The sequence below is a fragment of the Isoptericola jiangsuensis genome (assembly GCF_002563715.1).
Taxonomy (GTDB): domain Bacteria; phylum Actinomycetota; class Actinomycetes; order Actinomycetales; family Cellulomonadaceae; genus Isoptericola; species Isoptericola jiangsuensis.
On the sequence record NZ_PDJJ01000001.1, the window covers coordinates 1,669,402 to 1,694,149 of the forward strand.

Below are 24,748 nucleotides of genomic sequence, written 5' to 3' on the forward strand. Positions count from 1 at the left end.
GTGAACCCATCCGATCTGCGCTCCGTCGTGCTGGCCGGTGGCGGCACCGCCGGCCACGTGAACCCCCTGCTCGCCGTCGCGGACGAGCTCCGCCGACGTGAGCCGGCGGCGACGTTCCTCGTCCTGGGGACCTCGACCGGCCTGGAGGCCGACCTGGTCCCGGCCCGCGGCTACGAGCTGCGCCAGATCCCGCGCGTCCCGCTGCCGCGGCGCCCCAGCACCGACCTGCTGCGCCTGCCCGGCCGGCTCACCGAGGCCGTCCGCGCCGCCGAGGCCGCGATCGACGAGATCGGCGCCCAGGTGGTCGTCGGGTTCGGCGGCTACGTGTCCACCCCCGCCTACCTGGCGGCGCGCCGCCGCGGCGTGCCCGTGGTGGTCCACGAGGCCAACGCGCGACCCGGCCTGGCCAACCGCCTCGGCTCCCGGTGGGCGGCCGCCGTCGGCACGACCTTCCCGGGCACCACCCTGCCCGGCGCGACGTGCGTCGGCCTGCCGCTGCGGGCCGAGATCGCCGACCTCGTCGGCCGCCGCGAGACCGACGCCGCCGCGGCGCGTCGCGAGGCTGCGGCCCGGCTCGGGCTCGACCCGACCCTGCCCACGCTGCTCGTCACCGGGGGCTCGTCCGGGGCCCTCAGCGTCAACCGCGCCGTCGTCGGCGCCGCCGGCGAGCTCCTCGCCGCCGGGATCCAGGTGCTGCACCTCACCGGCCGCGGCAAGGACGCCGAGGTGCGCGAGGCCGTCGCCGCCCTCGACCCCTCGATCGACGCGTCGCGCTACCACGTGCGCGAGTACCTGTCCGAGATGCACGAGGCGCTGGCCGCCTGCGACCTCGTCGTCGCGCGCTCCGGCGCCGGGACCGTCTGCGAGCTCGCCGCGCTCGGCGTCCCGGCCGTCTACGTGCCGCTGCCCGTCGGCAACGGCGAGCAGCGCCTCAACGCCACCGGCGTCGTCGAGGCCGGCGGCGGCCTCCTCGTCGACGACGTCGACCTCACCCCCCGCTGGGTCGCCGCCCAGGTGCCCGCCCTGCTGCGCGACGACGCGCGGCTCGCCGCGATGGCGGCCGCCGCGCGCGGCGCCGGCGTGCGCGACGCCGCGGCCCGCATGGCCGACATGGTCGCCGGCGCGGCCGGGTGGACCCGATGACCCCGGAGCTGGCCGCCCTCGGTCGCGTGCACCTCGTCGGCGTCGGCGGGGCGGGCGTGTCCGTCGTCGCGCGGCTGCTCGCCGCCCGCGGCGTGGCCGTCCAGGGCTCCGACGCGGCGGACGGTCCCGCGCTCGCCGCGCTGCGCGCCGACGGCCTCACCGTGTGGGTCGGGCACGACGCCGCCCACGTCGTCGGACCCGACGGCACCCCGCTCGTGGACACCCTCGTCGTGTCGTCGGCGGTGCGGGGGACCAACCCCGAGCTCGCCGCCGCGCGCGCTGCCGGGATCACCGTGCTGCACCGCTCCGAGGCGCTGGCCCGGCTCATGGCGGGCACCCGCGCCGTCGCCGTCGCGGGCGCCCACGGCAAGACCACGACCTCGGCGATGGTGGCGTGCGTGCTCGGCGCCGCCGGGATCGACGCCTCGTACGCCATCGGCGGCACCGTGCGCGTGCGGGACGCCGGTGGGGTCGTCGCGCTGCCCGGCGGCCACGCGGGCACGGCCGACGTGCTCGTCGCCGAGGCCGACGAGTCCGACGGCTCGTTCCTCAACTACGCCCCGACCGTCGCGGTCGTGACCAACGTGGAGGCCGACCACCTCGACCACTACGGCTCGCAGGAGGCGTTCGAGCAGGCCTTCGCCGACTTCGCCGCCCGGATCGTGCCCGGCGGGCACCTCGTGGCCTGCGCCGACGACCCCGGTTCCGCCCGGCTCGCCCGGCGTCACCGCGCCGCGGGCGCGGACGTCGTCACCTACGGCACCGCGGCGGACGCCGACGTCGTCGTGCGCGACGTCGAGGTCGGCCCCGGCACCGTGCGCGCCGAGGTCTCCGGCGGGCCCCTCGGCGACGCCCCGCGCACCCTCGCGCTCGACCTGCCGGGCCGCCACAACGCCCTCAACGCGACCGCGGCCGTCGTGACCGCGGTGCTGCTGGGCGTCGAGCCGGCCGCCGCCGTCGCCGGCGCGGCTGAGTTCGTCGGCACGGGCCGCCGGTTCGAGCCCAAGGGCGAGGCCGACGGGGTGCGCGTCTACGACAGCTACGACCACCACCCGACCGAGGTGGACGCGCTGCTGCGCGCCGCCCGCCCCGTCGTGGGCGACGGCCGCCTGCTCGTGCTGTTCCAGCCCCACCTGTACTCGCGCACGCGCACCTTCGCGGCGCGGTTCGCCGACGCCCTCGCGCTCGCCGACGACGTGGTCGTCACCGGCGTCTACCGGGCGCGCGAGGACGTGGACCCCGAGGTCGACGCGAGCACCATCACCCGTCACCGCGAGCGCACCGACACCGGCGGCCTCCTGCGCCCCGTCGAGGACCGGCTCGAGGCCGCGCACGCCGTCGCGGCCCTGGCGGCACCGGGGGACGTCGTCATCACCGTGGGTGCGGGCGACGTGACCGAGCTCGGGCCGGTCGTGCTGGCCGACCTCGCCGCCCGGACCGGCGTGGCGGACCCGGCGCCGGGCACCCCCGGCGCGACGATGGGGTGATGCGTCCTCCTCCTCGCCCCCGCACCCCGTCCCGACCGTCGGGCACCGGGTCCACGCGGTCGGCGTCGTCGGGCGGGTCCGCATCCTCCGCGTCGTCGGCGTCCCCGGCGCCCTCCGGCCGGTCGGCGGCCTCGGCGGCGTCCGCGTCGTCACCGGGCGGGTCCCGCGGCGGACGCCGCCCGTCCGGCGGGGCGGCGGGCGGACGTGGCGCCTCGCGCCCGGGCGGTCGCGACCGCGTCGCGCGGTCCGCCGCGCAGGCCCCGCCCGTGGCGCGGGTCTCCACCACGATGAACGACCGGCTCGCGGAGCGGTCGGCCATGCGCCGGCACCGGTCGTGGCGGACGGTGCTGGTGGCGGTGCTGGTCGCGGCCCTGCTCGGCGGCGCGGTGTGGGCCGCGGGCTGGTCCGACCTGCTCGCCCTGGACCCGGCCGAGGTGTCGGTGACGGGGGAGGGGAGCACGGTCGACGCCGACGCGGTCCGCGACGTGGTGCTGGCGGCGGCGGGGACCCCGCTGCCGCGCGTGGACACCTCGGCGATGAGCGCGGAGATCCTCGCGCTGCGCGGTGTCAAGGACGTCGCCGTGCGGCGTGCCTGGCCGCAGGGCGTCACGGTGGAGCTCACGGCGCGCGTGCCCGTCGCGGCGGTGCCGGACGGCGGCTCGTACGTGGTGGTCGACGCCGAGGGCGTGCGGGTCGCGACCCGGTCCTCGGCGCCGCGCCGCCTGCCCGTGGTGTCGGTGCCGCTCGACGGGGACCCGGACGTGCTGGAGGCCGCGCTCGCCGTGGTGGCGGTGCTGCCTCCCAAGCTCGCCGCGCAGGTGGAGGAGGTGGGCGCGACCACCCAGGACGACGTCGAGACGGTGCTGCGGGACGGGACCACGGTGCGCTGGGGCGGGCAGGAGCGGCTCGAGCTCAAGGTGGAGGTCGTCCGGTCGCTGCGGAAGCTGGCGGGCGACGCGACGGTGATCGACGTGTCGTCACCGGACCTCCCGGTGACGCGATGACGGGGGCGAGCCACGGGCGGCGTGCCGCCCGTCCGCACGCGACACGCCGCACCACGTGCGGCCGGTGCGCCGGTGCGCGACCTACCGTCGTCTCAGCAGCAACCTGACATAACTCTAACCCTCAACTATAACCTGAGGGTTTGGCCGGAGATCGGTCGAGAGTCTGGTCAGGACCCGGACGACCCGAGAGGCAACCGACGTGGCAACTCCGCAGAACTACCTGGCAGTGATCAAGGTGGTCGGCATCGGCGGCGGCGGCGTGAACGCCGTGAACCGCATGATCGAGGTCGGCCTCAAGGGTGTCGAGTTCATCGCCATCAACACCGACGCGCAGGCCCTGCTGATGTCGGACGCCGACGTCAAGCTCGACGTCGGCCGCGAGCTCACCCGCGGCCTCGGTGCCGGCGCCGACCCCGAGGTCGGGCGCAAGGCCGCCGAGGACCACGCCGAGGAGATCGAGGACGTCCTGCGCGGCGCCGACATGGTCTTCGTCACCGCGGGCGAGGGCGGCGGCACCGGCACCGGCGGCGCGCCGGTCGTCGCGCGGATCGCCCGGGCGCTCGGCGCGCTGACGGTCGGCGTCGTCACCCGGCCCTTCACCTTCGAGGGCCGCCGCCGCTCCGTGCAGGCCGAGCAGGGGATCGAGGCGCTCCGCGAGGAGGTCGACACCCTCATCGTCATCCCCAACGACCGGCTGCTGTCGATGTCCGACAAGAACGTCTCGGCCATCGCGGCGTTCCACTCGGCCGACCAGGTGCTGCACTCCGGCGTCCAGGGCATCACGGACCTCATCACCACCCCGGGTCTGATCAACCTCGACTTCGCGGACGTCAAGTCGGTCATGCAGGGCGCCGGGTCCGCCCTCATGGGCATCGGCTCCGCCCGCGGCGAGGACCGCGCGGTCCAGGCCGCCGAGCTCGCGATCTCCTCCCCGCTGCTGGAGGCCTCGATCGACGGCGCCCACGGCGTGCTGCTCTCCATCCAGGGCGGCTCCGACCTCGGCCTGTTCGAGGTCCACGAGGCCGCGCGTCTCGTCCAGGAGGCCGCGCACCCGGAGGCCAACATCATCTTCGGCACGGTCATCGACGACGCCCTCGGCGACGAGGTGCGCGTCACCGTCATCGCCGCCGGGTTCGACGGCGGCGTGCCCAAGCAGCGCGAGGACTCCCGCGCCCTGGGCCAGGTGACCGGCGCCTCCCGCCCGGCCGTGCCCGCCGCGCCGGTGACCTCCGCCACCACGCCGCAGGCCGCCTCGCCCGCCACGGCGCCGGTGCCCGCGGCCGAGCCGGCCCACGCCCGTCCGCGCCCCATCCCCGCCGGTCCGGACGACGTGCCCGCGAGCCTGCAGCCCGTCGCCGCGGCACCGCGGCCCGCGTTCACGGTCGTCGAGGACGGTGTCGGCGAGGGCGTCACGGTCGAGCGCCCCGTCGAGGTGCCGCACGTCACCGAGCGCGCGCGTCCCGTCGAGGACCTCGACGTCCCCGACTTCCTCAAGTGACCTCCTCGGCGTGGGCGCAGGAGGCGTTGTTGCCGGAGGACCTGGGTGCCGGACTGCTGAGGGTCGACCTCGGCGACGGGGTGCTGGCCGGGTTCACCACGCGGCACGGCGGCGTCTCGCCCGCGCCCTGGGCGTCGCTCGACCTGGCGTCCTCGACCGGTGACGACCCGGCCCGGGTGCGCCGCAACCGCGACCTGCTCGGCGGCTGGCTCGACGCCCCCGTGGCGTTCGCCACGCAGGTCCACGGCGACGGCGTGATCGAGCTCGGGCCGGCCGACCGCGAGCGGTGGGCGCAGGACCCGCCGGAGTCGGTCGGCGAGGCCGACGGTCTGGTCACCGGCGCGGGCGGCCCGGCGCTCGGGGTGCTCGTCGCCGACTGCGTGCCCGTGGTCCTGGCCGATCCCGTCGCGCGCGTCGTCGGCGTGGCCCACGCCGGGCGCCAGGGGGTCGTCGCCGGGGTGGTGGACCGCGTCGTGGACGCGATGCTCGCCCGGGGCGCCCGGACGGACGACCTGCGGGCCGCCGTCGGGCCGGCGGTGTGCGGCGACTGCTACGAGGTGCCCGAGACCATGCGCGACGAGGTGACGGCCCTGGTCCCGGCCGCGTGGGCGACGACCGCCGCCGGTACCCCGGGTCTCGACCTCCCGGCCGCGGTGCTGGCCGGTCTGGCGGCGCGGGACGTCCGTGCGCTGCGGGTCGAGCGGTGCACCCTGACCGACCCCGACCTGTTCTCGCACCGGCGCGCCACCGCCGCCGGGACCGTCGCGGGGAGGCAGGCCGGTGTCGTCGTCCTCACCTGAGCCCGGCGTGTCGCGTACCGCTTACCGCTTCGCCGTCGTTAACGTCAAGTCACTGACGTACCGACGAACGGAGCAGGGCGATGGGCGGAGCGCTTCGCAAGACGATGCTGTACCTGGGGCTGGCGGACGACCAGCGCCCCGACGGCGAGTACCTGGAGGAGTACGACGAGGAGCTGGAGCCGGTGCGTGACGACGACTACCAGGCCGAGGTGACCCCCTTGCACCGTGAGGGCGTGGCGGAGGCGTACGTCGGCGGCGACCTGCGCCGCATCACGACGATCCACCCTCGCTCGTACAACGACGCCCGCCTCATCGGCGAGGCGTTCCGCGGGGGCACGCCCGTGATCATGAACCTGTCGGACATGGACGACGCGGACGCGAAGCGGCTCGTCGACTTCTCCGCCGGCCTGATCTTCGGTCTGCACGGCGCCATCGAGCGGGTCACCAACAAGGTGTTCCTGCTCTCGCCGGAGCACGTCGAGATCACCGGCGAGGAGAACGTGACCAAGCGTCCCGAGCCCCGTACCGGCGCGTTCTACAACCAGAGCTGAGCTCTTTCCCGCAGCATCCCGCCTCGTCACGACGCGCGGCCCGGGCACGCCCCCCGGGTCGCGCGTCGTGCGTCCGGTAGGTTGCAGTCGTGAGCGTGATCTTCGGCCTCGTCGCCCTCCTCCTGCTGCTGTTCCTCGTGTGCCTGGTGATCCGGCTGGTCTTCGACTGGGTGCAGGTGTTCGCGCGCGACTGGCGTCCTCGCGGCGTCGTGCTCCTGGTGGCCGAGGCGGTGTACACCGTCACGGACCCGCCGCTGCGCCTGCTGCGCAAGGTGATCCCGCCGCTGACCCTCGGCAGCGTGCGGCTGGACCTGGCGTTCCTCGTGCTGTTCCTCGCGACCTCGATCCTGCTCAACGTCGCGAACGGCATCGCCGCCAGCTACTGAGGGCTCCGCGGGGTGACCTGCGGCGACGTCGGCACCGACGGGTCGGCGGCCGGTCTGCGCGTCCTGCGGGGACCCGGGTGACGACGTCCGGAGCCCGTGTGAAGACCCCGTGTGCGGGGCCCCGCCCGGAGGGCCGCCCCGGCGGGCGTCCGCTACGGTGGGCTTCCACGGACGCTCCGGGTCCGTGCACTGGACCGCGCAACGGCAACGAGGTGACACGATGGCACTGCTCACGGCAGAGGACATCCTCAACAAGAAGTTCTCGGCGACGAAGTTCCGCGAGGGCTACGACGTGGAGGAGGTCGACGACTTCCTCGACGAGGTCGTGCGCACCCTGACGTCGGTGCAGGAGGAGAACGACGACCTCCGCTCGAAGCTCGCCGCCGCGGAGCGCCGCGTGGCCGAGCTCAGCCGCAACGACGCCGCGCAGCAGTCGGAGAAGGTCGAGGCCCCGGCGCCGGCCCCCGTCGTCGCGCCCGTGGTCGGCGACAAGTCGCACCCCGAGCCGGAGTCCGCCACGGGCATGCTCCAGCTCGCCCAGAAGCTCCACGACGACTACGTGCGCTCGGGCCAGGAGGAGGGCGACCGCCTGATCTCCGAGGCCAAGGCCGAGGGCACGCGGATCGTGCGCGAGGCGGAGGAGACGAGCCACCGCACGCTGTCGCAGCTCGAGCAGGAGCGGTCGCTCCTGGAGCGCAAGATCGACGAGCTGCGCCTGTTCGAGCGGGACTACCGCACCCGTCTCAAGAGCTTCCTCCAGAACCTCCTGGGCGACCTCGACGCGCGGGGCTCCGCCCTGCCGCCGCAGCGCCAGAACGCCGCTGCCGGGCGTTCGCAGGACCTCTGAGCGCACCCGGAGCGCTGCACCGCACGGAACGGCCCGCACGACACGACACCGCCACGGCGCGTGCTGTTGTGCGGGCCGTTCCGTGCCCTTACGCTGCGGTGACCCCACGAACCGAAGGGCTGCGAATGGCCAAGATCTCCACCACCCAGCGGTCGACGATCCGCGAGGAGTTTCCCAACCTCGCGCGCGACGTCAAGGACTTCCCGGTGCGCGACGGCGAGGAGCCGTGGACGCTGGCGGAGGTCACCGAGCTGGTGGCGCTGCTGCTGGACGACAAGGCGCGGTACACCGAGGAGCTGGCCGCGGCGGACGCCGAGCTGAGCGACCTGCTGCGCAACTCCGGTGACGGCGCCGGCGACGACCAGGCGGACTACGGCTCCAGCGCGCTGGAGCGCGAGCAGGAGCTCACCCTGGTGAACAACCTGCGCGACCTGCTCGCGCAGACCTCGCACGCCCTGGAGCGCATCCGCAAGGGCACCTACGCCACCTGCGAGATCTCCGGGGCGCCGATCGGCAAGGCGCGCCTGCAGGCGTTCCCCCGGGCGACCCTGTCGGTGGAGGCGAAGGCGCGCGAGGAGCGTCGCTAGAGCCGTAGACTCGGGCGCGATGTCCACGACGCCCGCCGGGGCCGACCCGGTTCCCGAGACCCCTGACGAGCCCGTCCTCGAGACGACGTCCCCCGACGACACCGCCGCGGCACGGCACCGTCGTCGCCTCGCGACCTGGGCGTGGGCCCTGGCCGCGGCGGTGCTGGTCGTCGACCAGCTCACCAAGTGGTGGGCGCTGTCGGCGCTCACCGTGGGGGAGCGGATCGACCTGCTGGGCGACCTGCTCGGCCTGACCCTCGTCTTCAACGACGGCGCCGCGCTGTCCATCGGCGGCGGTGGGTACACCTGGGCCCTGACGATCGTCGTCGTGGCCGTCGTGGTGGTGATCGTGCGGGCCATGCGCCGCATCGGGTCGCGGGGCTGGGCGCTGTCGCTGGGCCTGCTGCTGGGCGGCGCGCTGGGCAACCTGGCCGACCGGTTCTTCCGGGAGCCGGGCTTCGCGCGCGGCGAGGTCGTCGACATGATCGCCTACGCGAACTTCTTCGTGGGCAACGTCGCGGACATCGCGATCGTCGTGGCGGCGGGCATGATCATCGTCCTGTCGTTCCGGGGGATCGGGCTGGACGGGTCGCGCCAGGGCGAGGACGTCCGCTGATGGCGCTGCGCACCCTGCCGGTGCCGGACGGGCTCGCGGGCGAGCGCGTCGACGTCGCCCTCGCCCGGATGCTCGGGTTCTCACGGACCCAGGCCGCGGACCTCGCGGCGGCGGGCGCGGTACGCCTGGACGGCCGGGAGGTCGGCAAGTCCGAGCGCCTGGTCGCGGACGCCTGGCTGGAGGTCGACGTGCCGGACGGCCCGGCGCCCGGCACGGAGGTGGTGGCCGAGCCCGTCGAGGGCATGGGCATCGCCTACGAGGACGACGACGTCGTCGTGGTCGACAAGCCGGTCGGGGTCGCGGCGCACCCGTCGCCGGGCTGGACGGGACCGACGGTGGTCGGCGCGCTGGCCGCCGCCGGGTACCGGGTCTCGACGTCGGGCGCGGCGGAGCGGCAGGGGATCGTGCACCGGCTGGACGTCGGCACGTCCGGGCTCATGGTCGTGGCGAAGTCGGAGCTGGCCTACACGGGCCTCAAGCGTGCCTTCAAGGAGCGCACGGTCGACAAGGTCTACCACGCGCTGGCGCAGGGTCACCCGGAGCCGACGTCCGGCACGATCGACGCGCCCATCGGCCGGCACCCGCACCACGACTACAGGTTCGCCGTGGTCGCGGACGGCAAGCACTCGGTGACGCACTACGAGGTCCTCGAGATGCTGCCCGCGGCGTCGCTGGTCGAGGTGCACCTGGAGACCGGCCGCACGCACCAGATCCGCGTGCACTTCTCCGCGCTGCGGCACCCGCTGGTCGGGGACGTCACCTACGGCGCCGACCCGGTCCTCGCGTCCCGGGTGGGCCTGGGGCGCCAGTGGCTGCACGCGATGCGGCTCGGCTTCGAGCACCCGGTGACGGGTGCGTGGGTCGAGGTGTCGAGCGAGTACCCCGACGACCTGCAGCACGCGCTGGACGTCGTGCGCGGCGCGTACGCCTGACGGTCCCACCGCGGCCGGTCCGGTTCGCCCGGCGCCTCGCGCACGGGGCGCCCCTGCCGGGTCGCCGTCCGTCCGGCCCAGCCCCCACCTGCTCCCTCCTTCCTCCGTCGTCGGGCTTGTCCCGCGGCCCGCGGAGCCCTAGTGTCAGGCGCGTGGGTGACACGAGTCACTCGCGACCTCGACGAGGAGGACGCATGACCACCACCACCGTGCCGGCACCGACGCCGGCCCGCCGCCGCCGCTGGGCGCCGGGCATCGCCGCAGGAGCCGCGCTCGTGACAGCACTGGCCGCCTCGACCGCCGCGCAGGCGGCGCCCACCCCGGACGTGGACCCCCGCCACCCCGACTTCGGCCCGAACGTCACGATCTTCGGCCCCGACACCCCGCAGGACGAGATCGAGGCCACCCTCGACGCCCTGCACGCGCGCCAGGTCGACGCCGAGATGAGCACCGACCGCTACGGCGTGTACTTCCTGCCCGGCAGCTACGGGTCGGTCGCCGACCCGCTGCAGTTCAACGTGGGCTACTACACCGAGGTCGCGGGGCTCGGCGCGCAGCCTGGCGACGTCGAGATCGACGGCGCCATCGAGGTCTACAACCGCTGCCTCGGCGACGACGCGAACCCCAACTGCATCGCCCTGGTCAACTTCTGGCGGACGCTCGCCAACCTCCGCCTCACCACGGACGGCGCCGGGCAGGACGGCTGCCGGGCCTCGGCCAACTTCTGGGCCGTGTCCCAGGCCGTGTCGATGCGCCGGCTCGACGTCGAGGGCTTCGTGTCCCTCATGGACTACTGCACCGCCGGGCCGCAGTACGCCAGCGGTGGGTTCATCGCGGACTCCCGGTTCGACACCGCGCCGCTCAACGGCTCGCAGCAGCAGTGGCTCACCCGCAACAGCGAGATGCCGTCCTGGTCGAACGCCGTGTGGAACCAGGTGTTCTCCGGCGTCGTCGGCGCGCCGGACGACTCGGCGTTCCCCGACCCGCCCTACACCACGCTCGACGAGACCCCGGTCAGCCGCGAGAAGCCGTACCTGTTCGTCGACGACGCGGGCCGGTACAACGTGCGGGTGCCCGCCGCGCGCACCGCGACGCGCGGCGTCTCCTGGGCGGACGGGCTGACGCCGGGCCGCACCGTGCCGATCACGGACTTCTTCGTCGCGAAGCCGTCCGACTCGGTCGCCACGATCAACAACGCGCTGTCGCGCGGCAAGAACCTCCTGCTCACCCCGGGCGTCTACGACGTCGCGCAGACCATCAAGGTCAAGCGCGCCGACACCGTCGTGCTCGGCATGGGGCACGCGACCCTCACCGCGGTCGGCGGCGCCGTCCCGCTGGAGGTCGCGGACGTCCCCGGGGCGATCGTGGCGGGTGTGTCGATCGACGCGGGCGACGTCGAGTCCCCGGCGCTGCTGCGCGTGGGCAAGGCGCACGGGAACAACCACCGCTCGGACGCCGCGAACCCCGTGACGCTCTCGGACGTGTACTTCCGCGTGGGCGGGCCGCACGTCGGCAAGGTGGACGTGGCCCTGGAGATCAACGCCGACGACGTGCTCGTCGACCACACGTGGGTGTGGCGCGGCGACCACGGCGTGGAGGGCTTCACCGAGGGCGTCAACGGCGACACCGACCGGTGGCGCACCAACACCGGCCGCAACGGCGTCGTGGTCAACGGCGACCGCGTGACCGCCACGGGCCTGTTCGTCGAGCACTTCCAGGAGAACAACACCGTCTGGAACGGCGAGGACGGCACGGTCGTGCTCTACCAGAACGAGCTGCCGTACGACCCGCCGACGCAGGCCGACTGGACCCAGCCGGACGGCACGCTGGGCTGGGAGGGCTACAAGGTCGCCGACGACGTCCGCCGGCACGCGCTGTACGGGGCCGGGGTGTACGTGTTCAACCAGAACAACCCCTCGATCGTCACCGAGAACGGCTTCTCGGTGCCGGACGCGCCCGGGGTGCGGCTGCACCACGTCATGACGGTCAACCTGTCGGCCGGGACGGTCCGGCACGTCGTCAACGGCGTGGGCGACCAGGTGGACGACACGAACACCGGCACGCCGTCGTTCGTCGTCGACTACCCGGCGCCCTGACGCGGGCGTCCGACACCGGTGGCCGCGGCGCCCGGGTCCCGCGCGGGGACCCGGGCGCCGCGGCGCGTCAGGCGGAGCCGCGCACGACCACGACCGCGGGGTCCGCGGGCCACGACGGCGCCGCGGTGCCGTCGATCGCGGCGAGCACACCGGCGGCGAGGTGGTCGGACTGCGCCAGGATCGGCTGCGCGACCGTCGTCAGCGGGGGTGCCGAGACCCGGGCGGCGGGGGAGTCGTCGACGCCGATGACCGCGAGGTCCGCGGGGACGTCGAGACCCGCCTCCCGCGCCCCGGCCAGCACGGCGAGGGCGACCTCGTCGTTGTAGGCGGCCACGGCCGTCACCCCGGTCTCGTGCCAGTCCCGCACGACGTCGGTGGCCGGGCGGTCGACGGGCACGGGCGCGGACACCGGCGCGGGCAGCGAGCGGGCGGCGCAGGCGTCGCGCACGCCGGCGAGCCGGGCCTGCGCGAACCGCGCCAGGCGGGGGTCGTCGGTGGCGGCCACGGCGACGCGGCGGTGGCCGCGCGCGGCGAGGTGGTCGACCTGCAGCGCGGCGAGGTCGTGCTGCGAGCGGTCGAACGCGTCGTCGTCGGTCGTCTGGACGGTGCCGACGACGACGATCCCGGCCTGTGCCATCGCCCGGGCCTCGTCGGGCGTGAAGGGGGCGAGCCCGACGACGGCCCGCGGTGTCACGGCCCGCCAGAGGTCCGTCAGCGCGCGCGAGTCGCGGTGGTGGTGGACGAGCACGAACAGGCCGCGCTCGGCGAGGACGTCGGTGAGGTGGTCGAGCAGGAGGTCGACCACGGGGCCCGTGGGCCAGTCCGGCAGCACGCACACGACGAGGTCGCTGCGGCCCCGGCGCAGGGTCCGGGCGGCCGCCGACGGCGCGTACCCGAGCCGGGCGGCGGTGTCGCGCACGTGCTGGCGGGTGGCCTGCGACACCGAGACGCCGGGGGTGTCGTTGAGCACGTAGCTCACGGTCGTGCGGGACACGCCCGCCGCGCGCGCGACGTCCGCGCTGGTCACTGACGGCACCCGTCCTCCTTCGCACCGGTCGGCTGGGCAGCACTGTACGCGGCGCGGGGCGTGACGTGCGCCGCCGCTCCGCGCGCCCCCGGCGGGGGACGTCCGGAGGGTCGGTGGCGGCACCTAGACTCGCTGCCATGCCGGACGCCGCCGCACCCACCGGACCCTCCACCGGGACGAAGGACGACTTCGTCCACCTCCACGTCCACACCGAGTACTCGATGCTCGACGGTGCGGCGCGCATGAACGAGCTGTTCACCGAGGTGGACCGTCTCGGCCAGCCGGCCATCGCCATCACGGACCACGGCTACCTGTTCGGGGCGTTCGACTTCTGGAGCACCGCCCAGAAGTTCGGCGTGAAGCCGATCATCGGCGTCGAGGCGTACGTCACCCCGGGCACGAGCCGCCACGACCGCACCAAGGTGCTGTGGGGCGAGCAGAACCAGCGCCGCGACGACGTCTCCGCCGGTGGCGCCTACACCCACATGACGATGTGGGCGAAGGACAACACGGGCATGCACAACCTGTTCCGCGCGGCGTCGCTGGCGTCGCTGGACGGGCAGATGGGCAAGTGGCCGCGCATGGACCGCGAGCTGCTCGAGACGTACTCGCAGGGCCTGATGGCGACGACGGGCTGCCCGTCGGGCGAGGTGCAGACGCGCCTGCGCCTCGGGCAGTGGGACGAGGCGGTCCGGGCCGCCGCCGAGCTGCAGGACATCTTCGGCAAGGACGACTTCTACGTCGAGCTGATGGACCACGACATCGAGATCGAGCGTCGGGTCACCAAGGACCTGCTGCGGCTCGCGGAGCACATCGGAGCGCCGCTGCTCGCGACGAACGACCTGCACTACACCAAGCAGGAGGACTCCCACGCCCACGAGGTGCTGCTGGCGGTCAACTCCGGCTCGACGCTCGACGAGCCCACGTACGACCAGGGCGGCAGCCGGTTCGCGTTCAGCGGCGACACGTTCTACGTGCGCTCGGGCGCGGAGATGCGCCGCATCTTCACCGAGCTGCCCGAGGCGTGCGACAACACGCTGCTGGTCGCGGAGAAGGCCGAGGTGTCGTTCGACACCGGCGCCAACTACATGCCGAACTTCCCGGTGCCCGCCGGCGAGGACGAGATCTCCTGGTTCGTCAAGGAGGTCGAGAAGGGCCTGCACGTGCGCTACCCGGCCGGCGTGCCGGACGACGTGCGCAAGCAGGCGAAGTACGAGACGGACGTCATCATCCAGATGGGCTTCCCGGGGTACTTCCTCGTGGTCGCCGACTTCATCAACTGGGCCAAGGAGCAGGGCATCCGCGTGGGCCCGGGGCGTGGTTCCGCGGCGGGGTCGATGGTGTCCTACGTCATGGGCATCACCGAGCTCGACCCGCTGGAGCACGGGCTCATCTTCGAGCGGTTCCTCAACCCGGAGCGCGTGTCGATGCCCGACGTCGACGTCGACTTCGACGAGCGTCGGCGCGCCGAGGTCATCCGCTACGTCACCGAGAAGTACGGCGACGACCGCGTCGCGATGATCGTCACGTACGGCTCGATCAAGGCGAAGCAGGCCCTCAAAGACGCCTCGCGCGTGCTCGGCTTCCCCTTCGCGATGGGGGAGAAGCTCACCAAGGCGATGCCGCCGGCGGTGATGGGCAAGGACATCCCGCTGTCGGGGATCTTCGACCCGAGCCACCCGCGCTACCAGGAGGCGGCGGAGTTCCGCCAGGTGCACGACACCGACCCGGAGGCGCAGCGCGTCGTGGAGACGGCGCGCGGCATCGAGGGCCTCAAGCGCCAGTGGGGCGTGCACGCGGCGGGCGTCATCATGTCCAGCGCACCGCTCATCGACGTCATCCCGATCATGCGGCGCCCGCAGGACGGCGCCGTCATCACGCAGTTCGACTACCCGACGTCCGAGGGCCTCGGCCTGATCAAGATGGACTTCCTGGGGCTGCGCAACCTGACGATCCTCGACGACGCGCTCGAGAACATCGTCATGAACGGCAAGGACCCGGTCGAGATCGAGACGGTCCCGCTCGACGACCCGGCGACGTACGGGCTGCTCGCGCGCGGCGAGACCCTGGGCGTGTTCCAGCTCGACGGCGGGCCCATGCGCGCGCTGCTGCGCCAGATGCGTCCCGACAAGTTCGACGACCTCTCCGCCGTCATCGCGCTGTACCGCCCGGGCCCGATGGGCATGAACTCGCACACGAACTACGCGCTGCGCAAGAACGGGCTGCAGAAGATCGAGCCGATCCACCGCGAGCTCGCCGAGCCGTTGGCGGAGGTCCTCGACGAGACCTACGGCCTCATCGTCTACCAGGAGCAGGTCCAGCGCGCCGCGCAGATCCTCGCCGGGTACACGCTCGGCCAGGCCGACCTGCTGCGCCGCGCGATGGGCAAGAAGAAGCCCGAGGTGCTGGCCAAGGAGTTCGTGAACTTCGAGGCGGGCTGCAAGGAGCGCGGGTACTCCGACGCCGCGATCAAGGCCGTCTGGGACGTGCTCGTCCCGTTCGCCGGGTACGCCTTCAACAAGGCGCACTCGGCGGGCTACGGCCTGGTCGCGTACTGGACGGCGTACCTCAAGGCGCTGTACCCCACCGAGTACATGGCGGGGCTCCTGCAGTCGGTGCGGGACGACAAGGACAAGATGGCGCTCTACCTGGGCGAGTGCCGTCGCATGCGGATCACGGTGCTGCCGCCGGACGTCAACGACTCCGCCGCGAAGTTCACCGCGGTCGGGTCCGACATCCGGTTCGGCCTCACCGCGATCCGCAACGTCGGCGCGAACGTCGTGGACGCGATCATCACGGCGCGCGAGGAGAAGGGCGCGTTCACGTCGTTCACCGACTTCCTCGACAAGGTGCCGGCCGTGGTGTGCAACAAGCGCACCATCGAGTCCCTCATCAAGGCGGGCGCCTTCGACTCGCTCGGGCACCCGCGCCGCGCGCTGCTCGTCGTCCACGAGCAGGCCGTCGACGCCGTCATCTCGGTCAAGCGCAAGGAGGCCGAGGGGCAGTTCGACCTCTTCGCGGACTTCGGCGGCGGCGCCGACGACGCGGTGACGTTCTCCGTCGAGGTGCCGGACCTGCCCGACTGGGACAAGAAGCAGCGGCTCGCGTTCGAGCGGGAGATGCTCGGCCTGTACGTGTCCGACCACCCGCTGTCCGGGCTGGAGCACGTGCTCGCACGGGCGGCGGACACCTCGATCGCGGCGCTCATCGCCGACGAGACCCGCGCGGACGGCTCGATGGTCACGGTGGCGGGGCTGCTCACCTCGGTGCAGCGCCGCATGAGCAAGAACGGCAACCCGTGGGCCGCCGTGACGATCGAGGACCTCGAGGGCGCCGTCGAGGTGATGTTCTTCGGCGAGACGTACCTGGCGTACTCCACGGTGCTCGCCGAGGACCAGGTCGTCACCCTCAAGGGGCGTGTGCGACGCCGCGACGACCAGATGCAGCTCCAGGCGCAGGAGGTGTCGCTGCCGGACACCTCCGCGGTGGCCGACGCCCCGGTGCTCGTCACGGTGCCGCACACGCGCTGCGTCGAGCCCGTCATGGTGCGGCTGCGCGAGGTGCTGGCCACCCATCCCGGGCCCGCGGAGGTGCACGTGCACGTCGCCGAGCCCGGCAAGCGGACCGTCGTGCGGGCCGCCGACACGCTGCGGGTCGAGAAGAGCCCCGCGCTGTTCGGCGACCTCAAGGCGCTCCTCGGCCCGGCGTGCCTGTCATGAGCGGCACCGAGGGAGGGACGCCCTCCCCGGCGGCGTGGGACGACGGCAGCGCCGACGACCGGTTCCGCGTCGTCCCCGCGGCCTACCTGTTCCTGCGCCGTGAGGGGCAGGTCCTCCTCCAGCTCCGCGCCGGCACCGGGTTCATGGACGGCCACTGGGCCGCGGGCGCGGCCGGGCACGTCGAGGCCGGCGAGTCGGCGCTCGCGGCGGCGGTGCGCGAGGCGCGCGAGGAGCTCGGGGTCGACGTGGACCCGGCCGACGTGCGGCCGCTGACCGTGCAGCACCGCGGGATCCCGCACGGACCGGCGCTGGAGCAGCGCGTCGACTTCTTCTTCGCCGCGACCCGGTGGGCAGGCACGCCCGCCCTCCAGGAGGCCGACAAGGCCGCCGACCTGCGCTGGTTCCCGCTCGTGCGCCTGCCCGACCCGGTGGTGCCGCACGAGCTCGTCGTGCTGCGCGACCTGCACGACGGCGCCGTGGAGCCGTTCCGCACCTTCGGGTTCTGACCCGCGGCACGTGGGGCCGGCGCCGGGGCCCCACGGGGACCCGGCGCCGGCGCGGTCCTTCAGCGCAGCGGTGGCGTGCGCGGCGGCGCGGTGCGGCGGTCCCCGGTGGCCTCGAACGCGGCGGCGAGGGCCAGCAGGCGGGTGTCGTCCCACCCGCGGCCGGCGAACGTGAGCCCGACGGGCATGCCCGTGTCGGCCATGGTGCCCATCGGCACGGTGACGGTGGGCACGCCCGCGTGCCGGATCGCGAGGTTGCCGTTCGCGACCCAGACGCCGTTGGCCCAGGCGCGATCGGCGGACGCGGGGTTCGTGTCCGCGTCGGCGCGGCCGACGTCGGCCATCGCGGGGAACACGACGGCGTCGAGGCCGAGGTCGTCCATCCACTCCTCGAGGTCGACGCGGCGGGTGGCCTCCAGCCCGCGCACGCCCTCGGCCATCCAGGGGATGTCGGTCATCGCGGCCACCGGGTGCTCGCGCACGTGCTGCGGGTAGGTGGCGATGTCGTCGGTGAACCCGTCGTACCGGTCCGGCAGCGCGCCGTCGGGGTGCGGGAACACCTGCGCGCCGTCGACGCCGGTGAGGTCGGGCAGGTGCGGGTCGCCGTTGGCGCGCAGGAAGTCGTCCCACGCCCATGCGGACAGGTCGCAGAGCTCGCGCTCGAGGAACGGCGGCGGGACGAGCCCGCGCGTGGCGATCGTCGGGGCGCCGGGCCGGTCGCCCTCGTAGTTCGTCACGAGCGGCAGGTCGACCTCGACGACCCGGGCGCCGGCGGCCTCCAGGTCGGCGCGCGCGGCCTCCCACAGGGCCAGCACGCTGGGCCGGGTCTCGACGCGCGTGCCGGTGGGGCCGCCGATGCCGCCGTCCGGCGCGGTGCCCGCGTCGGGGTCGGCGTTGACGTACATCCGCGGCACGCCGAGGACCCGTCCGGCGAGGCGCGCGCGGGCGTCGTCCACGTCCCTCGGCGCGAGCGCCGCGTAGGACGCGGGCCGGACGGCGGACGCCGCCGGGATCTCCACCCAGGGCTGGGCGCGCCAGAAGTCGCCGCGGGTCTCGGTGTCGTCGGCGACCACGACGTCGAGCACCTCCAGGAGGTCCGCCATCGTGCGCGTGTGCGGCACCACGACGTCCATCGTCGGCACGAGCGGCCAGTTGCCGCGCACGGAGATCACGCCGCGCGACGGGGTGTAGGCGCACAGCGCGTTGCAGGAGGCCGGCGCCCGGCCGCTCGACCAGGTCTCCTCGCCGAGGCCGAACGCGGCCAGGCTCGCCGCGGTGGCGGTGCCCGACCCGTTGGAGGAGCCGGACCCGAACGCCGAGGTGAGGAAGTCCGCGCTGTACGGGCTCTCGGCGCGGCCGTACAGGCCGCGCTGCATGCCGCCGTTCGCCATGGGCGGCATGTTGGTCAGCCCGAGGCAGATCGCGCCGGCGTCGCGCAACCGTTCGATGGTGAACGCGTCGCGCTGCGCGACCAGGTCGGCGAACGCGGGCGAGCCCGCCGCCGCCGTGAGGCCCCGGACGAGGAAGCTGTCCTTCGCGGTGTAAGGGATGCCGTCCAGCGGGCCGAGCGGGCGCCCGGCGGCGCGGCGCGCGTCCGACGCCTCGGCCTCGGCCTCGGCGTCCGGGTTCGGCACGACCACGGAGGCCAGGGCCGTCGCGGTGCCGGGCGCGTCGTACGCGGCGATGCGGGCACGGTAGGCGCGCACGAGGCCGACGGCGGTGGCCGCCCCGGACTCCAGGGCGGCGCGCAGGTCGGCGACGGACGCCTCGTGGACCTCGACGGTGCCCGGCCCGGCGGTGCCGGACGCGGGCGCGGCGGGGGTCGTGACGTCGGTGTCAGCCACGGTCGCCCCCGGTCGTCGGCCCGCTCACCCGGGGCTGCTGCTGGGTGATGCAGTGGATGCCGCCGCCGCGGGCGAAGATCTCCCGGGCGTCGACGGTGACGACCTCGCGGCCCGGGTAGGCGTCGGCGAGGAGCTCGCGGGCGCGGGCGTCGGCGACGGCGTCGTCGAACCCGCAGGCGACGACGCCGCCGTTGACGAGGGTGTGGTTGACGTACGACAGGTCGACGAACCCGTGGTCGTCGCGCAGGACCGCCGGGGCGGGCAGGCCGACGACCCGCAGCGGGCGCCCGGCGGCGTCGCTCGCGGACTCCAGCAGGTCGCGCAGCACCCGGCTGACGAGGTGGTCGGGGTGCTGCGGGTCGGTCTGGTCGTGCAGGAGCACGGTGCCGTCCGCGGCGAACGTCGCGACCATGTCGACGTGCCCGTTGGTGCCGAGGGCGTCGTAGTCGCGGCCGAGGCCGCGGGGGAGCCAGACGAACGCGGTGGCGCCGATCGTGCGGGCGAGCTCGGCCTCGACGGCCGCGCGGTCGAGGCCGGGGTTGCGGCGGGGGTCGAGCTGGACGGTGTGCGTGAGCAGCACGGTGCCGGCGCCGTCGACGTGGATCGCGCCGCCCTCGTTGACGAGGTCGGAGGCGACGAGCTCGGCGCCGCTGAGGCGGGCGACGTGCGCGCCGAGGCGGGCGGACAGCTCCCACTCGGCCCACGCGGGGGCGCCCCAGCCGTTGAAGGTCCAGTCGACGGCGCCGAGGACGCCGGGGCGGTCGTCGTCGACGACGAACGTCGGGCCGACGTCGCGCATCCAGAACTCGTCCAGCGGTGCGGTGTGGATCTCGACGGCGCCGTCCAGCATGCGCCGGGCGCGGTCGGCCTGGCTGGGGTCGACGACCATGCTCACCGGCTCGAAGCGGGCGATCGTGTTGGCCACGTCGGCCCAGGCGCGGTAGCCGGCCTCCTGCTCCGCGGTGCTCGCGCCGAGCGTGAACCCCTCGCGGGGGAACGCCATCCAGGTCCGGTCGTGCGGGTCCGCCTCGTGCGGCATCCTCCAGGCCATGTCGTCACACCTTCGTTGTTGAGCGGCTGTTCAATAAAGAAGGGTGCCCGTAGGGTGGGCGCATGTCAACCCCGTCCGCCCCGACCGGGACGGCCGCGGCGACCCGCCGCCGGCTCGACCCCGCCGCCCGCCGCGCCCAGGTCGTCGAGACGGCCTGCGCCATCGCCCGCGCCGACGGGCTCGCGCAGGTCACCACCCGCGCCGTGGCCGCGCGCGCCGGCATCACCGCGGCCCTCGTGTCCCACTACGTCCCCTCGATGGACGAGCTCGTCGCGGACGTCTTCGGCCGGGTCGTCACCGCCGAGCTCGACGACGTGGCCGCCCTGCTCGACGGGGTGCCGCCCGCCCGAGCCCTGGAGCTGCTGGTGCGCACCCTGCTCGACGGCGACCGCGACGACGTCACCCTCGTGTGGGTCGAGTCCTGGGCGCTCGGGCGTCGCAACGAGGCGCTCGCGGCCCGCGTCCGCGACCGCATGGACGCGTGGAAGTCGCTCGTGCGCCGGGTGATCGACGCCGGCGTGGCGACCGGCGACCTCGAGGTCGCCGACCCGGACGCCGCCGCCTGGCAGGTGCTCGGGATGATCGACGGGCTCAACGCCCAGTCGCTCGTGCGGTGGGGCGCCACCACCGACCGCGCGGACCTCGTCGTGCGCGCGGTCGAGGGCATGTTGACACGGCGAGGGCCGGGCGGCACGCCGCCCGGCCCTCGCCGTGGATGATCCCGCTCAGCCCGCGGAAGGGCCGTCCGCCGAGCTCCCGCGCGGCAGGACCTGCCCGCGGAAGAACTCCGGGCGGCGCACGCGCTGGACGGCCATGACGACCAGGCCGAGCGCGAGGACGCCGACGCCGAGGACGAACACCAGGCCGACGCCGCCGATGTGCGAGCCGGAGCCGTACTCCGGGTCCATGGAGTCGATCGACGTCTGGACGAAGAACACGAGCAGCAGCACGCCGCCGACGCCCGGCGCGACGATCTTCGTCAGGAGGGCGCGCGGGTCGCGCGCCTCGGAGCGGAAGTACCAGACGCACGCGAGCGCGGTGGCGCCGTAGTAGAAGCAGACCATGATCCCGAGGGCCGTGATCGTGTCCCACAGGACGTCCTCGGACACGACGCGCATGACCGCGTAGAACACCGACGCGATGACGGCCGAGGCCACCGTGGCGTAGCCGGGGGACTGGAAGCGCGGCGTGATGCGCGCGTACTTCGGCGACAGCGCGCCGTAGTGGCCCATGGCGAGCATGGTGCGGGCGGGCGACACGATCGTCGACTGCAGCGACGCGGCCGACGACGACAGCACCGCCAGCGACATGAGGATCGCGGTGGGGCCCATGACGGGGCCGGCCAGGGCGGCGAAGACGTTGCCCTGGATGTCCGGGTTGCCCAGGCCGAGACCGTCCTCGCCCACGCCCGCGAACGTCAGCACCGCCAGGCCGACCGTCATGTAGAGCACGACGATGACGAAGATGGTCGAGGTCGCCGCCTTGCCCGGCGTGACCGCGGAGCCCTTGGTCTCCTCGTTGAGGGTGAGCACGACGTCCCAGCCCCAGTAGATGAAGACCGACAGGGACACGCCCGCGGCGAACGCGGAGAACGAGTCGACGGCGAACGGGTCGAACCACTGCGGGTCGATCGTCAGGCCGGCCGGCGCGGTGCCACCCGCGACGTGGGCGTACGCGGCGATCGAGAACCACACGAGCACGGCGACCTGGAAGCCGACCAGCACGTACTGGACGATCTTCGTCGTCTCGACGCTGCGGTAGGCGATCCAGCACGCCGCCGCCATGAACGCCAGGCAGGTGACGATGTTGACCCACACGTTGCGGGTGAGGTCCGCGAGCCCGGGGTTGCCCGTGATCTGGGCGAGCGCGAGGTAGAAGAAGTCGACCGCGATGCCCGCGAGGTTGGACAGCACGAGGATCGTGGCCGCCAGCAGGCCCCAGCCGCCCATCCAGCCCACGAACGGGCCGAACGCCTTCGACACCCAGGTGAACGTCGTGCCGGCGTCGGGCATGGCCTTGTTGAGCTGCCGGTAGCCGACCGCGACGAGCAGCATCGGCACGAAGCCGACGAGGAAGATCGCGGGCAGCTGCTCGCCGACCGCCGCGGCCGTCGGGCCGAGCGCCCCGGACAGCGTGTAGGCGGGCGCGATGGTCGAGACGCCGATGACGACGGAGCCCAGCAGGCCCAGGCGGCCGGCGCCGAGGCCCTTGCCGGTCGTGGCGCCGTCCGCGGGCGCGGGCGCCTGCGACGTGGTGGTGGGAGCGCTCATGCGGCACCCCCGGCGGCGGTGGCGGCCGTGGCGGCCTCGGCGGGCCGGGGCACGACGAGCATCGGCACCGGGAGGTGGCGCAGCATGCGCGCGGCGGTGGTGCCGAGGAACGTGCGGCGCCCGGTGGCGAGCCGCGAGGAGCCGACGAGCAGCAGGCTGCCCGGCTCCCAGGCGACGGAGTCGATGGCGTGTCTCATGGAGCGTCCTTGCCCGATCTCGATGGTGACGACGGTGTCAGGGGTGGTCCGGGGGTCGGCGGTGACGGCCTCGGCGGTCCGGCGGACCAGGTCCTCGGCGCGCCGGCGTGCCTCGGCGCCGGCCCCGTGGTGCTCGTCGACGTCCACGAGGGACACGAGGTGCAGCGGCACCTCGGCCCGCAGGGCGGTGCGCACCGCCTCGTCGACGACGAGCTGCGCCCCCGGTCGGGTGCCGACGGCACAGTACACCGCCCGCAGGGTCCCGGCGGACCGGTACCGGGGCGGGGTGAGGAGCACCGGCACGGGGGAGGCGTGGAGCAGGTGGGTCGCGACGGGACCCACCGTGAAGGCCGACGCGGGGCCGCCCGAGGCGGTCCCGACGACGACGAGCGAGGCGTCGAGCTCGACGGCGGCGTCGATCACGCCCTGGGCGATCGAGCGGTCCCGGCGCAGGTGGGTGCGCACCACGACGTCGTCGCCGACGACGTCGCGGGCCTCGGCCAGCCAGTCGCGGGCGCGCTCCTCGGTGAGCGGGCCGACGTCCCCGACGGGCGGGTAGGGCGCCCCGAACGGGTCGTCGGTGCGCACGACGAGGACGACGTCGATCTCGGCGCCGACCGAGCGTGCGACGTCGGCCGTCAGGGTGAGCGCGTCCTGGCTGCGGGAGTCGCCGCCGTAGGCGACGACGAGGCGGGCGGTCACGCGGCCCGGGCCGCGGCCGGCTCGCCGAGCTCGGCGAGCAGCGTCTCGGCGACGGCGCGGCCGGAGCGCAGGGCGCCGTCGACGTGCTGGTAGCCCTCGGCGGCGAGGTCGGAGCACGCCCAGTGGATGGGACCCACGGGGGCGGCCTGGTCGGCGCCGTAGCGGTGCAGCCCGCCGAGGTCGAAGCTCGCGGCGTAGGCGCCGCGGGTCCACTCCTCGGAGCCCCAGTCGGACTCGAAGTAGACCTCGGGCTCGAGGGCGGCGTCACCGAGGTACTCGGCGATCCCGGCGAGGATCGCGGCGCGGCGCTCGTCCGCGCTCAGGCGGAACATCGCGTCGGCCTTCTCGTCGGACACGAACCCGACCAGGGTGCCGCGGGTGTCGCCGTGGTTGGTGTTGTCGTACACCTCCTGGACGAGGCGGCCGGCCCCGAAGCAGGTGCCGGACAGCCCGTCCTCGCGCCAGAACGGCGTCGGGTAGACGGCGTGCACCTTGATGACCAGTCCGAGCGACAGGTGCTGGTGGAGCTGGTGCTGGCGGCGGGGCAGCGGCGGCTCGAACGAGACGCGCGAGTACAGGTTCGGCGGGACCGCCATGACGACGCGGCGGGCGCGCACGACGACGCGGTCGGAGACGACGGTGACGCCCTCGTCGTCGCGCCGCACGGTACGCACCGGGGTGGACAGGTGGACGTCGTCGCCGAGCTCGGCGGCCATGGCGAGCGAGACGGACTGCATGCCGCCGACGACGCGGCGGTCGAGGATGAAGTCCTCGTCGACGAGGTGCGAGAAGGAGCCCGCGGAGGCGGCCATGAGGACGGCCTGGAGCGCGGAGAACGCGTGGGCGGGCTTGGTGAGCATGCCGCCGGCGATGAAGAGGCCGATGTTGTCGCAGGCCTCGGCGTCGTCGGACTGGCTCCGCAGCCAGTGGTGGAACGAGATCGTGTCGAGCTCGCGGGCGAGCGGGTGCGCCCAGGGCTCGCGGACGCCGATCTCGGCGACGAGGCCGTCGAGGATCTCGATGAGCCTCTCCATCTCGGCGGCGGTGGTCTCGCCGACGGGGAACCGGTCGCCGGTGTAGCGGGTGCGGGTGCCGTCGGCGCCGACGTAGACGGACTCGCCGTCGCGGTAGCGCGGGTAGGTCTCCTTGCCGAGCTCGTCGAGGAGGCCGAGGAGCTCGGTCTGGTCGGGGGAGACCCACTGGCCGCCGATCTCGAGCCAGGCGCCGTCGACGGTGTCGCTCCAGGTGCGGCCGCCGACGCGGTCGCGGGCCTCGAGGACAGCGACGCTGCGGCCGGCGCGGGCGAGGCGGCGGGCGGCCATGAGGCCGGCGGGGCCGGCGCCGACGACGACGACGTCGCGCTCCAGCTCGAGGGGGGTGTGCTCGCGGGTGGCGTGGGTGTCCATGGCCTCTTCCTGCGTCGGCGAAGGTTTATGAATGACAGTCATTAAGGACCGGCGGGGGCCGATCCGTCAAGACCTGCGTCAC

At 74.2% G+C, this 24,748-nt stretch carries 21 protein-coding genes; 15 read left to right on the top strand and 6 right to left on the bottom strand.

Going from position 1 to position 24,748, the window contains the following annotated elements:
• The 12 genes from murG (at position 1) to ATJ88_RS07620 (ending at position 11,947) form a co-directional block, all read left to right on the top strand.
• A complete protein-coding gene (gene murG, locus ATJ88_RS07565) occupies positions 1–1,143 on the top strand; it encodes an undecaprenyldiphospho-muramoylpentapeptide beta-N-acetylglucosaminyltransferase (protein WP_098463299.1) in 1,143 nt (380 codons plus the stop codon).
• On the top strand, positions 1,140–2,630 hold the full coding sequence (gene murC / locus ATJ88_RS07570; RefSeq protein WP_098465196.1) for a UDP-N-acetylmuramate--L-alanine ligase: 1,491 nt from the start codon (positions 1,140–1,142) through the stop codon (positions 2,628–2,630). Before murG ends, murC begins: the two co-directional genes overlap by 4 nt.
• Before the next feature lie 266 nt (positions 2,631–2,896).
• Positions 2,897–3,634, top strand: coding sequence for a cell division protein FtsQ/DivIB (locus tag ATJ88_RS07575; RefSeq protein WP_245852215.1), 738 nt, complete (start codon positions 2,897–2,899; stop codon positions 3,632–3,634).
• A 199-nt stretch (positions 3,635–3,833) separates the two neighbouring features.
• The gene (ftsZ, locus tag ATJ88_RS07580; protein ID WP_098463301.1) at positions 3,834–5,132 is read left to right on the top strand and encodes a cell division protein FtsZ; all 1,299 of its coding nucleotides are present in this window, start codon (positions 3,834–3,836) and stop codon (positions 5,130–5,132) included.
• Positions 5,129–5,932, top strand: coding sequence for a purine nucleoside phosphorylase YfiH/LACC1 family protein (locus ATJ88_RS07585; protein ID WP_245852218.1), 804 nt, complete (start codon positions 5,129–5,131; stop codon positions 5,930–5,932). The genes ftsZ and ATJ88_RS07585 overlap by 4 nt, the downstream gene beginning before the upstream one ends.
• Positions 5,933–6,012: 80 nt before the next feature.
• The gene (locus ATJ88_RS07590; RefSeq protein ID WP_098463302.1) at positions 6,013–6,483 is read left to right on the top strand and encodes a cell division protein SepF; all 471 of its coding nucleotides are present in this window, start codon (positions 6,013–6,015) and stop codon (positions 6,481–6,483) included.
• 89 nt (positions 6,484–6,572) lie between these two features.
• Positions 6,573–6,869: a YggT family protein gene (locus ATJ88_RS07595; protein ID WP_098463303.1), complete on the top strand. Its 297-nt coding sequence runs from the start codon at positions 6,573–6,575 to the stop codon at positions 6,867–6,869.
• A gap of 220 nt (positions 6,870–7,089) precedes the next feature.
• The gene (locus tag ATJ88_RS07600; RefSeq protein WP_098463304.1) at positions 7,090–7,716 is read left to right on the top strand and encodes a DivIVA domain-containing protein; all 627 of its coding nucleotides are present in this window, start codon (positions 7,090–7,092) and stop codon (positions 7,714–7,716) included.
• Positions 7,717–7,841: 125 nt separating this feature from the next.
• A complete protein-coding gene (locus ATJ88_RS07605; RefSeq protein WP_098463305.1) occupies positions 7,842–8,303 on the top strand; it encodes a TraR/DksA family transcriptional regulator in 462 nt (153 codons plus the stop codon).
• 19 nt (positions 8,304–8,322) lie between these two features.
• Positions 8,323–8,919 (top strand): signal peptidase II, encoded by a 597-nt coding sequence (gene lspA, locus ATJ88_RS07610; protein WP_098463306.1) that lies wholly within the window; start codon positions 8,323–8,325, stop codon positions 8,917–8,919.
• The gene (locus ATJ88_RS07615) at positions 8,919–9,851 is read left to right on the top strand and encodes an RluA family pseudouridine synthase (RefSeq protein ID WP_098463307.1); all 933 of its coding nucleotides are present in this window, start codon (positions 8,919–8,921) and stop codon (positions 9,849–9,851) included. Before lspA ends, ATJ88_RS07615 begins: the two co-directional genes overlap by 1 nt.
• Positions 9,852–10,045: 194 nt before the next feature.
• Positions 10,046–11,947: an adenylyl cyclase gene (locus ATJ88_RS07620; protein ID WP_098463308.1), complete on the top strand. Its 1,902-nt coding sequence runs from the start codon at positions 10,046–10,048 to the stop codon at positions 11,945–11,947.
• A gap of 67 nt (positions 11,948–12,014) precedes the next feature.
• Here the strand turns inward: ATJ88_RS07620 and ATJ88_RS07625 are convergent, their stop codons facing one another.
• Positions 12,015–12,983 (bottom strand): LacI family DNA-binding transcriptional regulator, encoded by a 969-nt coding sequence (locus tag ATJ88_RS07625; RefSeq protein ID WP_098463309.1) that lies wholly within the window; start codon positions 12,981–12,983, stop codon positions 12,015–12,017.
• A gap of 128 nt (positions 12,984–13,111) precedes the next feature.
• Here ATJ88_RS07625 and dnaE point away from each other — a divergent pair, with 128 nt between their 5' ends.
• Positions 13,112–16,693 (top strand): DNA polymerase III subunit alpha, encoded by a 3,582-nt coding sequence (gene dnaE / locus ATJ88_RS07630; protein ID WP_098463310.1) that lies wholly within the window; start codon positions 13,112–13,114, stop codon positions 16,691–16,693.
• Positions 16,690–17,199 carry an NUDIX hydrolase gene (locus ATJ88_RS07635; protein ID WP_098463311.1) on the top strand — a complete coding sequence of 170 codons (510 nt, stop codon included), beginning with the start codon at positions 16,690–16,692 and terminating at the stop codon, positions 17,197–17,199. The genes dnaE and ATJ88_RS07635 overlap by 4 nt, the downstream gene beginning before the upstream one ends.
• Before the next feature lie 59 nt (positions 17,200–17,258).
• Here the strand turns inward: ATJ88_RS07635 and ATJ88_RS07640 are convergent, their stop codons facing one another.
• Together ATJ88_RS07640 and ATJ88_RS07645 are read right to left on the bottom strand one after the other, a co-directional pair.
• Positions 17,259–19,040: an amidase gene (locus ATJ88_RS07640; RefSeq protein WP_098463312.1), complete on the bottom strand. Its 1,782-nt coding sequence runs from the start codon at positions 19,038–19,040 to the stop codon at positions 17,259–17,261.
• The gene (locus ATJ88_RS07645; RefSeq protein WP_098463313.1) at positions 19,033–20,091 is read right to left on the bottom strand and encodes an agmatine deiminase family protein; all 1,059 of its coding nucleotides are present in this window, start codon (positions 20,089–20,091) and stop codon (positions 19,033–19,035) included. The genes ATJ88_RS07640 and ATJ88_RS07645 overlap by 8 nt, the downstream gene beginning before the upstream one ends.
• A gap of 62 nt (positions 20,092–20,153) precedes the next feature.
• On the opposite strand from ATJ88_RS07645, the gene ATJ88_RS07650 reads away from it, so the two are divergent.
• Positions 20,154–20,810, top strand: a complete 657-nt coding sequence (locus tag ATJ88_RS07650; RefSeq protein WP_098463314.1) for a TetR/AcrR family transcriptional regulator — start codon at positions 20,154–20,156, stop codon at positions 20,808–20,810.
• A gap of 6 nt (positions 20,811–20,816) precedes the next feature.
• On the opposite strand, the gene ATJ88_RS07655 is transcribed toward ATJ88_RS07650, so the two are convergent.
• Genes ATJ88_RS07655 through ATJ88_RS07665 form a run of 3 tightly spaced genes read right to left on the bottom strand, consistent with a single transcriptional unit; the run spans position 20,817 to position 24,666 of the window.
• Positions 20,817–22,361 carry an APC family permease gene (locus ATJ88_RS07655; RefSeq protein WP_098463315.1) on the bottom strand — a complete coding sequence of 515 codons (1,545 nt, stop codon included), beginning with the start codon at positions 22,359–22,361 and terminating at the stop codon, positions 20,817–20,819.
• A complete protein-coding gene (locus ATJ88_RS07660) occupies positions 22,358–23,260 on the bottom strand; it encodes a universal stress protein (protein ID WP_098463316.1) in 903 nt (300 codons plus the stop codon). The genes ATJ88_RS07655 and ATJ88_RS07660 overlap by 4 nt, the downstream gene beginning before the upstream one ends.
• Positions 23,257–24,666: a flavin monoamine oxidase family protein gene (locus ATJ88_RS07665; protein ID WP_098463317.1), complete on the bottom strand. Its 1,410-nt coding sequence runs from the start codon at positions 24,664–24,666 to the stop codon at positions 23,257–23,259. Before ATJ88_RS07665 ends, ATJ88_RS07660 begins: the two co-directional genes overlap by 4 nt.
• Between the last annotated feature and the right edge of the window lie 82 nt (positions 24,667–24,748).

What these genes read in the sequence shown, in the direction of transcription:
- ATJ88_RS07620 (WP_098463308.1), top strand. Translation starts at nt 10,046, where the DNA reads ATGACCACCACCACCGTGCCGGCACCGACGCCGGCCCGCCGCCGCCGC.
- murC (WP_098465196.1), top strand. Translation starts at nt 1,140, where the DNA reads ATGACCCCGGAGCTGGCCGCCCTCGGTCGCGTGCACCTCGTCGGCGTC.
- lspA (WP_098463306.1), top strand. Translation starts at nt 8,323, where the DNA reads ATGTCCACGACGCCCGCCGGGGCCGACCCGGTTCCCGAGACCCCTGAC.
- ATJ88_RS07635 (WP_098463311.1), top strand. Translation starts at nt 16,690, where the DNA reads ATGAGCGGCACCGAGGGAGGGACGCCCTCCCCGGCGGCGTGGGACGAC.
- ATJ88_RS07665 (WP_098463317.1), bottom strand. Translation starts at nt 24,666, where the DNA reads ATGGACACCCACGCCACCCGCGAGCACACCCCCCTCGAGCTGGAGCGC.
- ATJ88_RS07650 (WP_098463314.1), top strand. Translation starts at nt 20,154, where the DNA reads ATGTCAACCCCGTCCGCCCCGACCGGGACGGCCGCGGCGACCCGCCGC.
- ATJ88_RS07605 (WP_098463305.1), top strand. Translation starts at nt 7,842, where the DNA reads ATGGCCAAGATCTCCACCACCCAGCGGTCGACGATCCGCGAGGAGTTT.
- ATJ88_RS07600 (WP_098463304.1), top strand. Translation starts at nt 7,090, where the DNA reads ATGGCACTGCTCACGGCAGAGGACATCCTCAACAAGAAGTTCTCGGCG.
- ATJ88_RS07615 (WP_098463307.1), top strand. Translation starts at nt 8,919, where the DNA reads ATGGCGCTGCGCACCCTGCCGGTGCCGGACGGGCTCGCGGGCGAGCGC.
- dnaE (WP_098463310.1), top strand. Translation starts at nt 13,112, where the DNA reads ATGCCGGACGCCGCCGCACCCACCGGACCCTCCACCGGGACGAAGGAC.
- ATJ88_RS07655 (WP_098463315.1), bottom strand. Translation starts at nt 22,361, where the DNA reads ATGAGCGCTCCCACCACCACGTCGCAGGCGCCCGCGCCCGCGGACGGC.
- ATJ88_RS07590 (WP_098463302.1), top strand. Translation starts at nt 6,013, where the DNA reads ATGGGCGGAGCGCTTCGCAAGACGATGCTGTACCTGGGGCTGGCGGAC.
- ATJ88_RS07645 (WP_098463313.1), bottom strand. Translation starts at nt 20,091, where the DNA reads ATGGCCTGGAGGATGCCGCACGAGGCGGACCCGCACGACCGGACCTGG.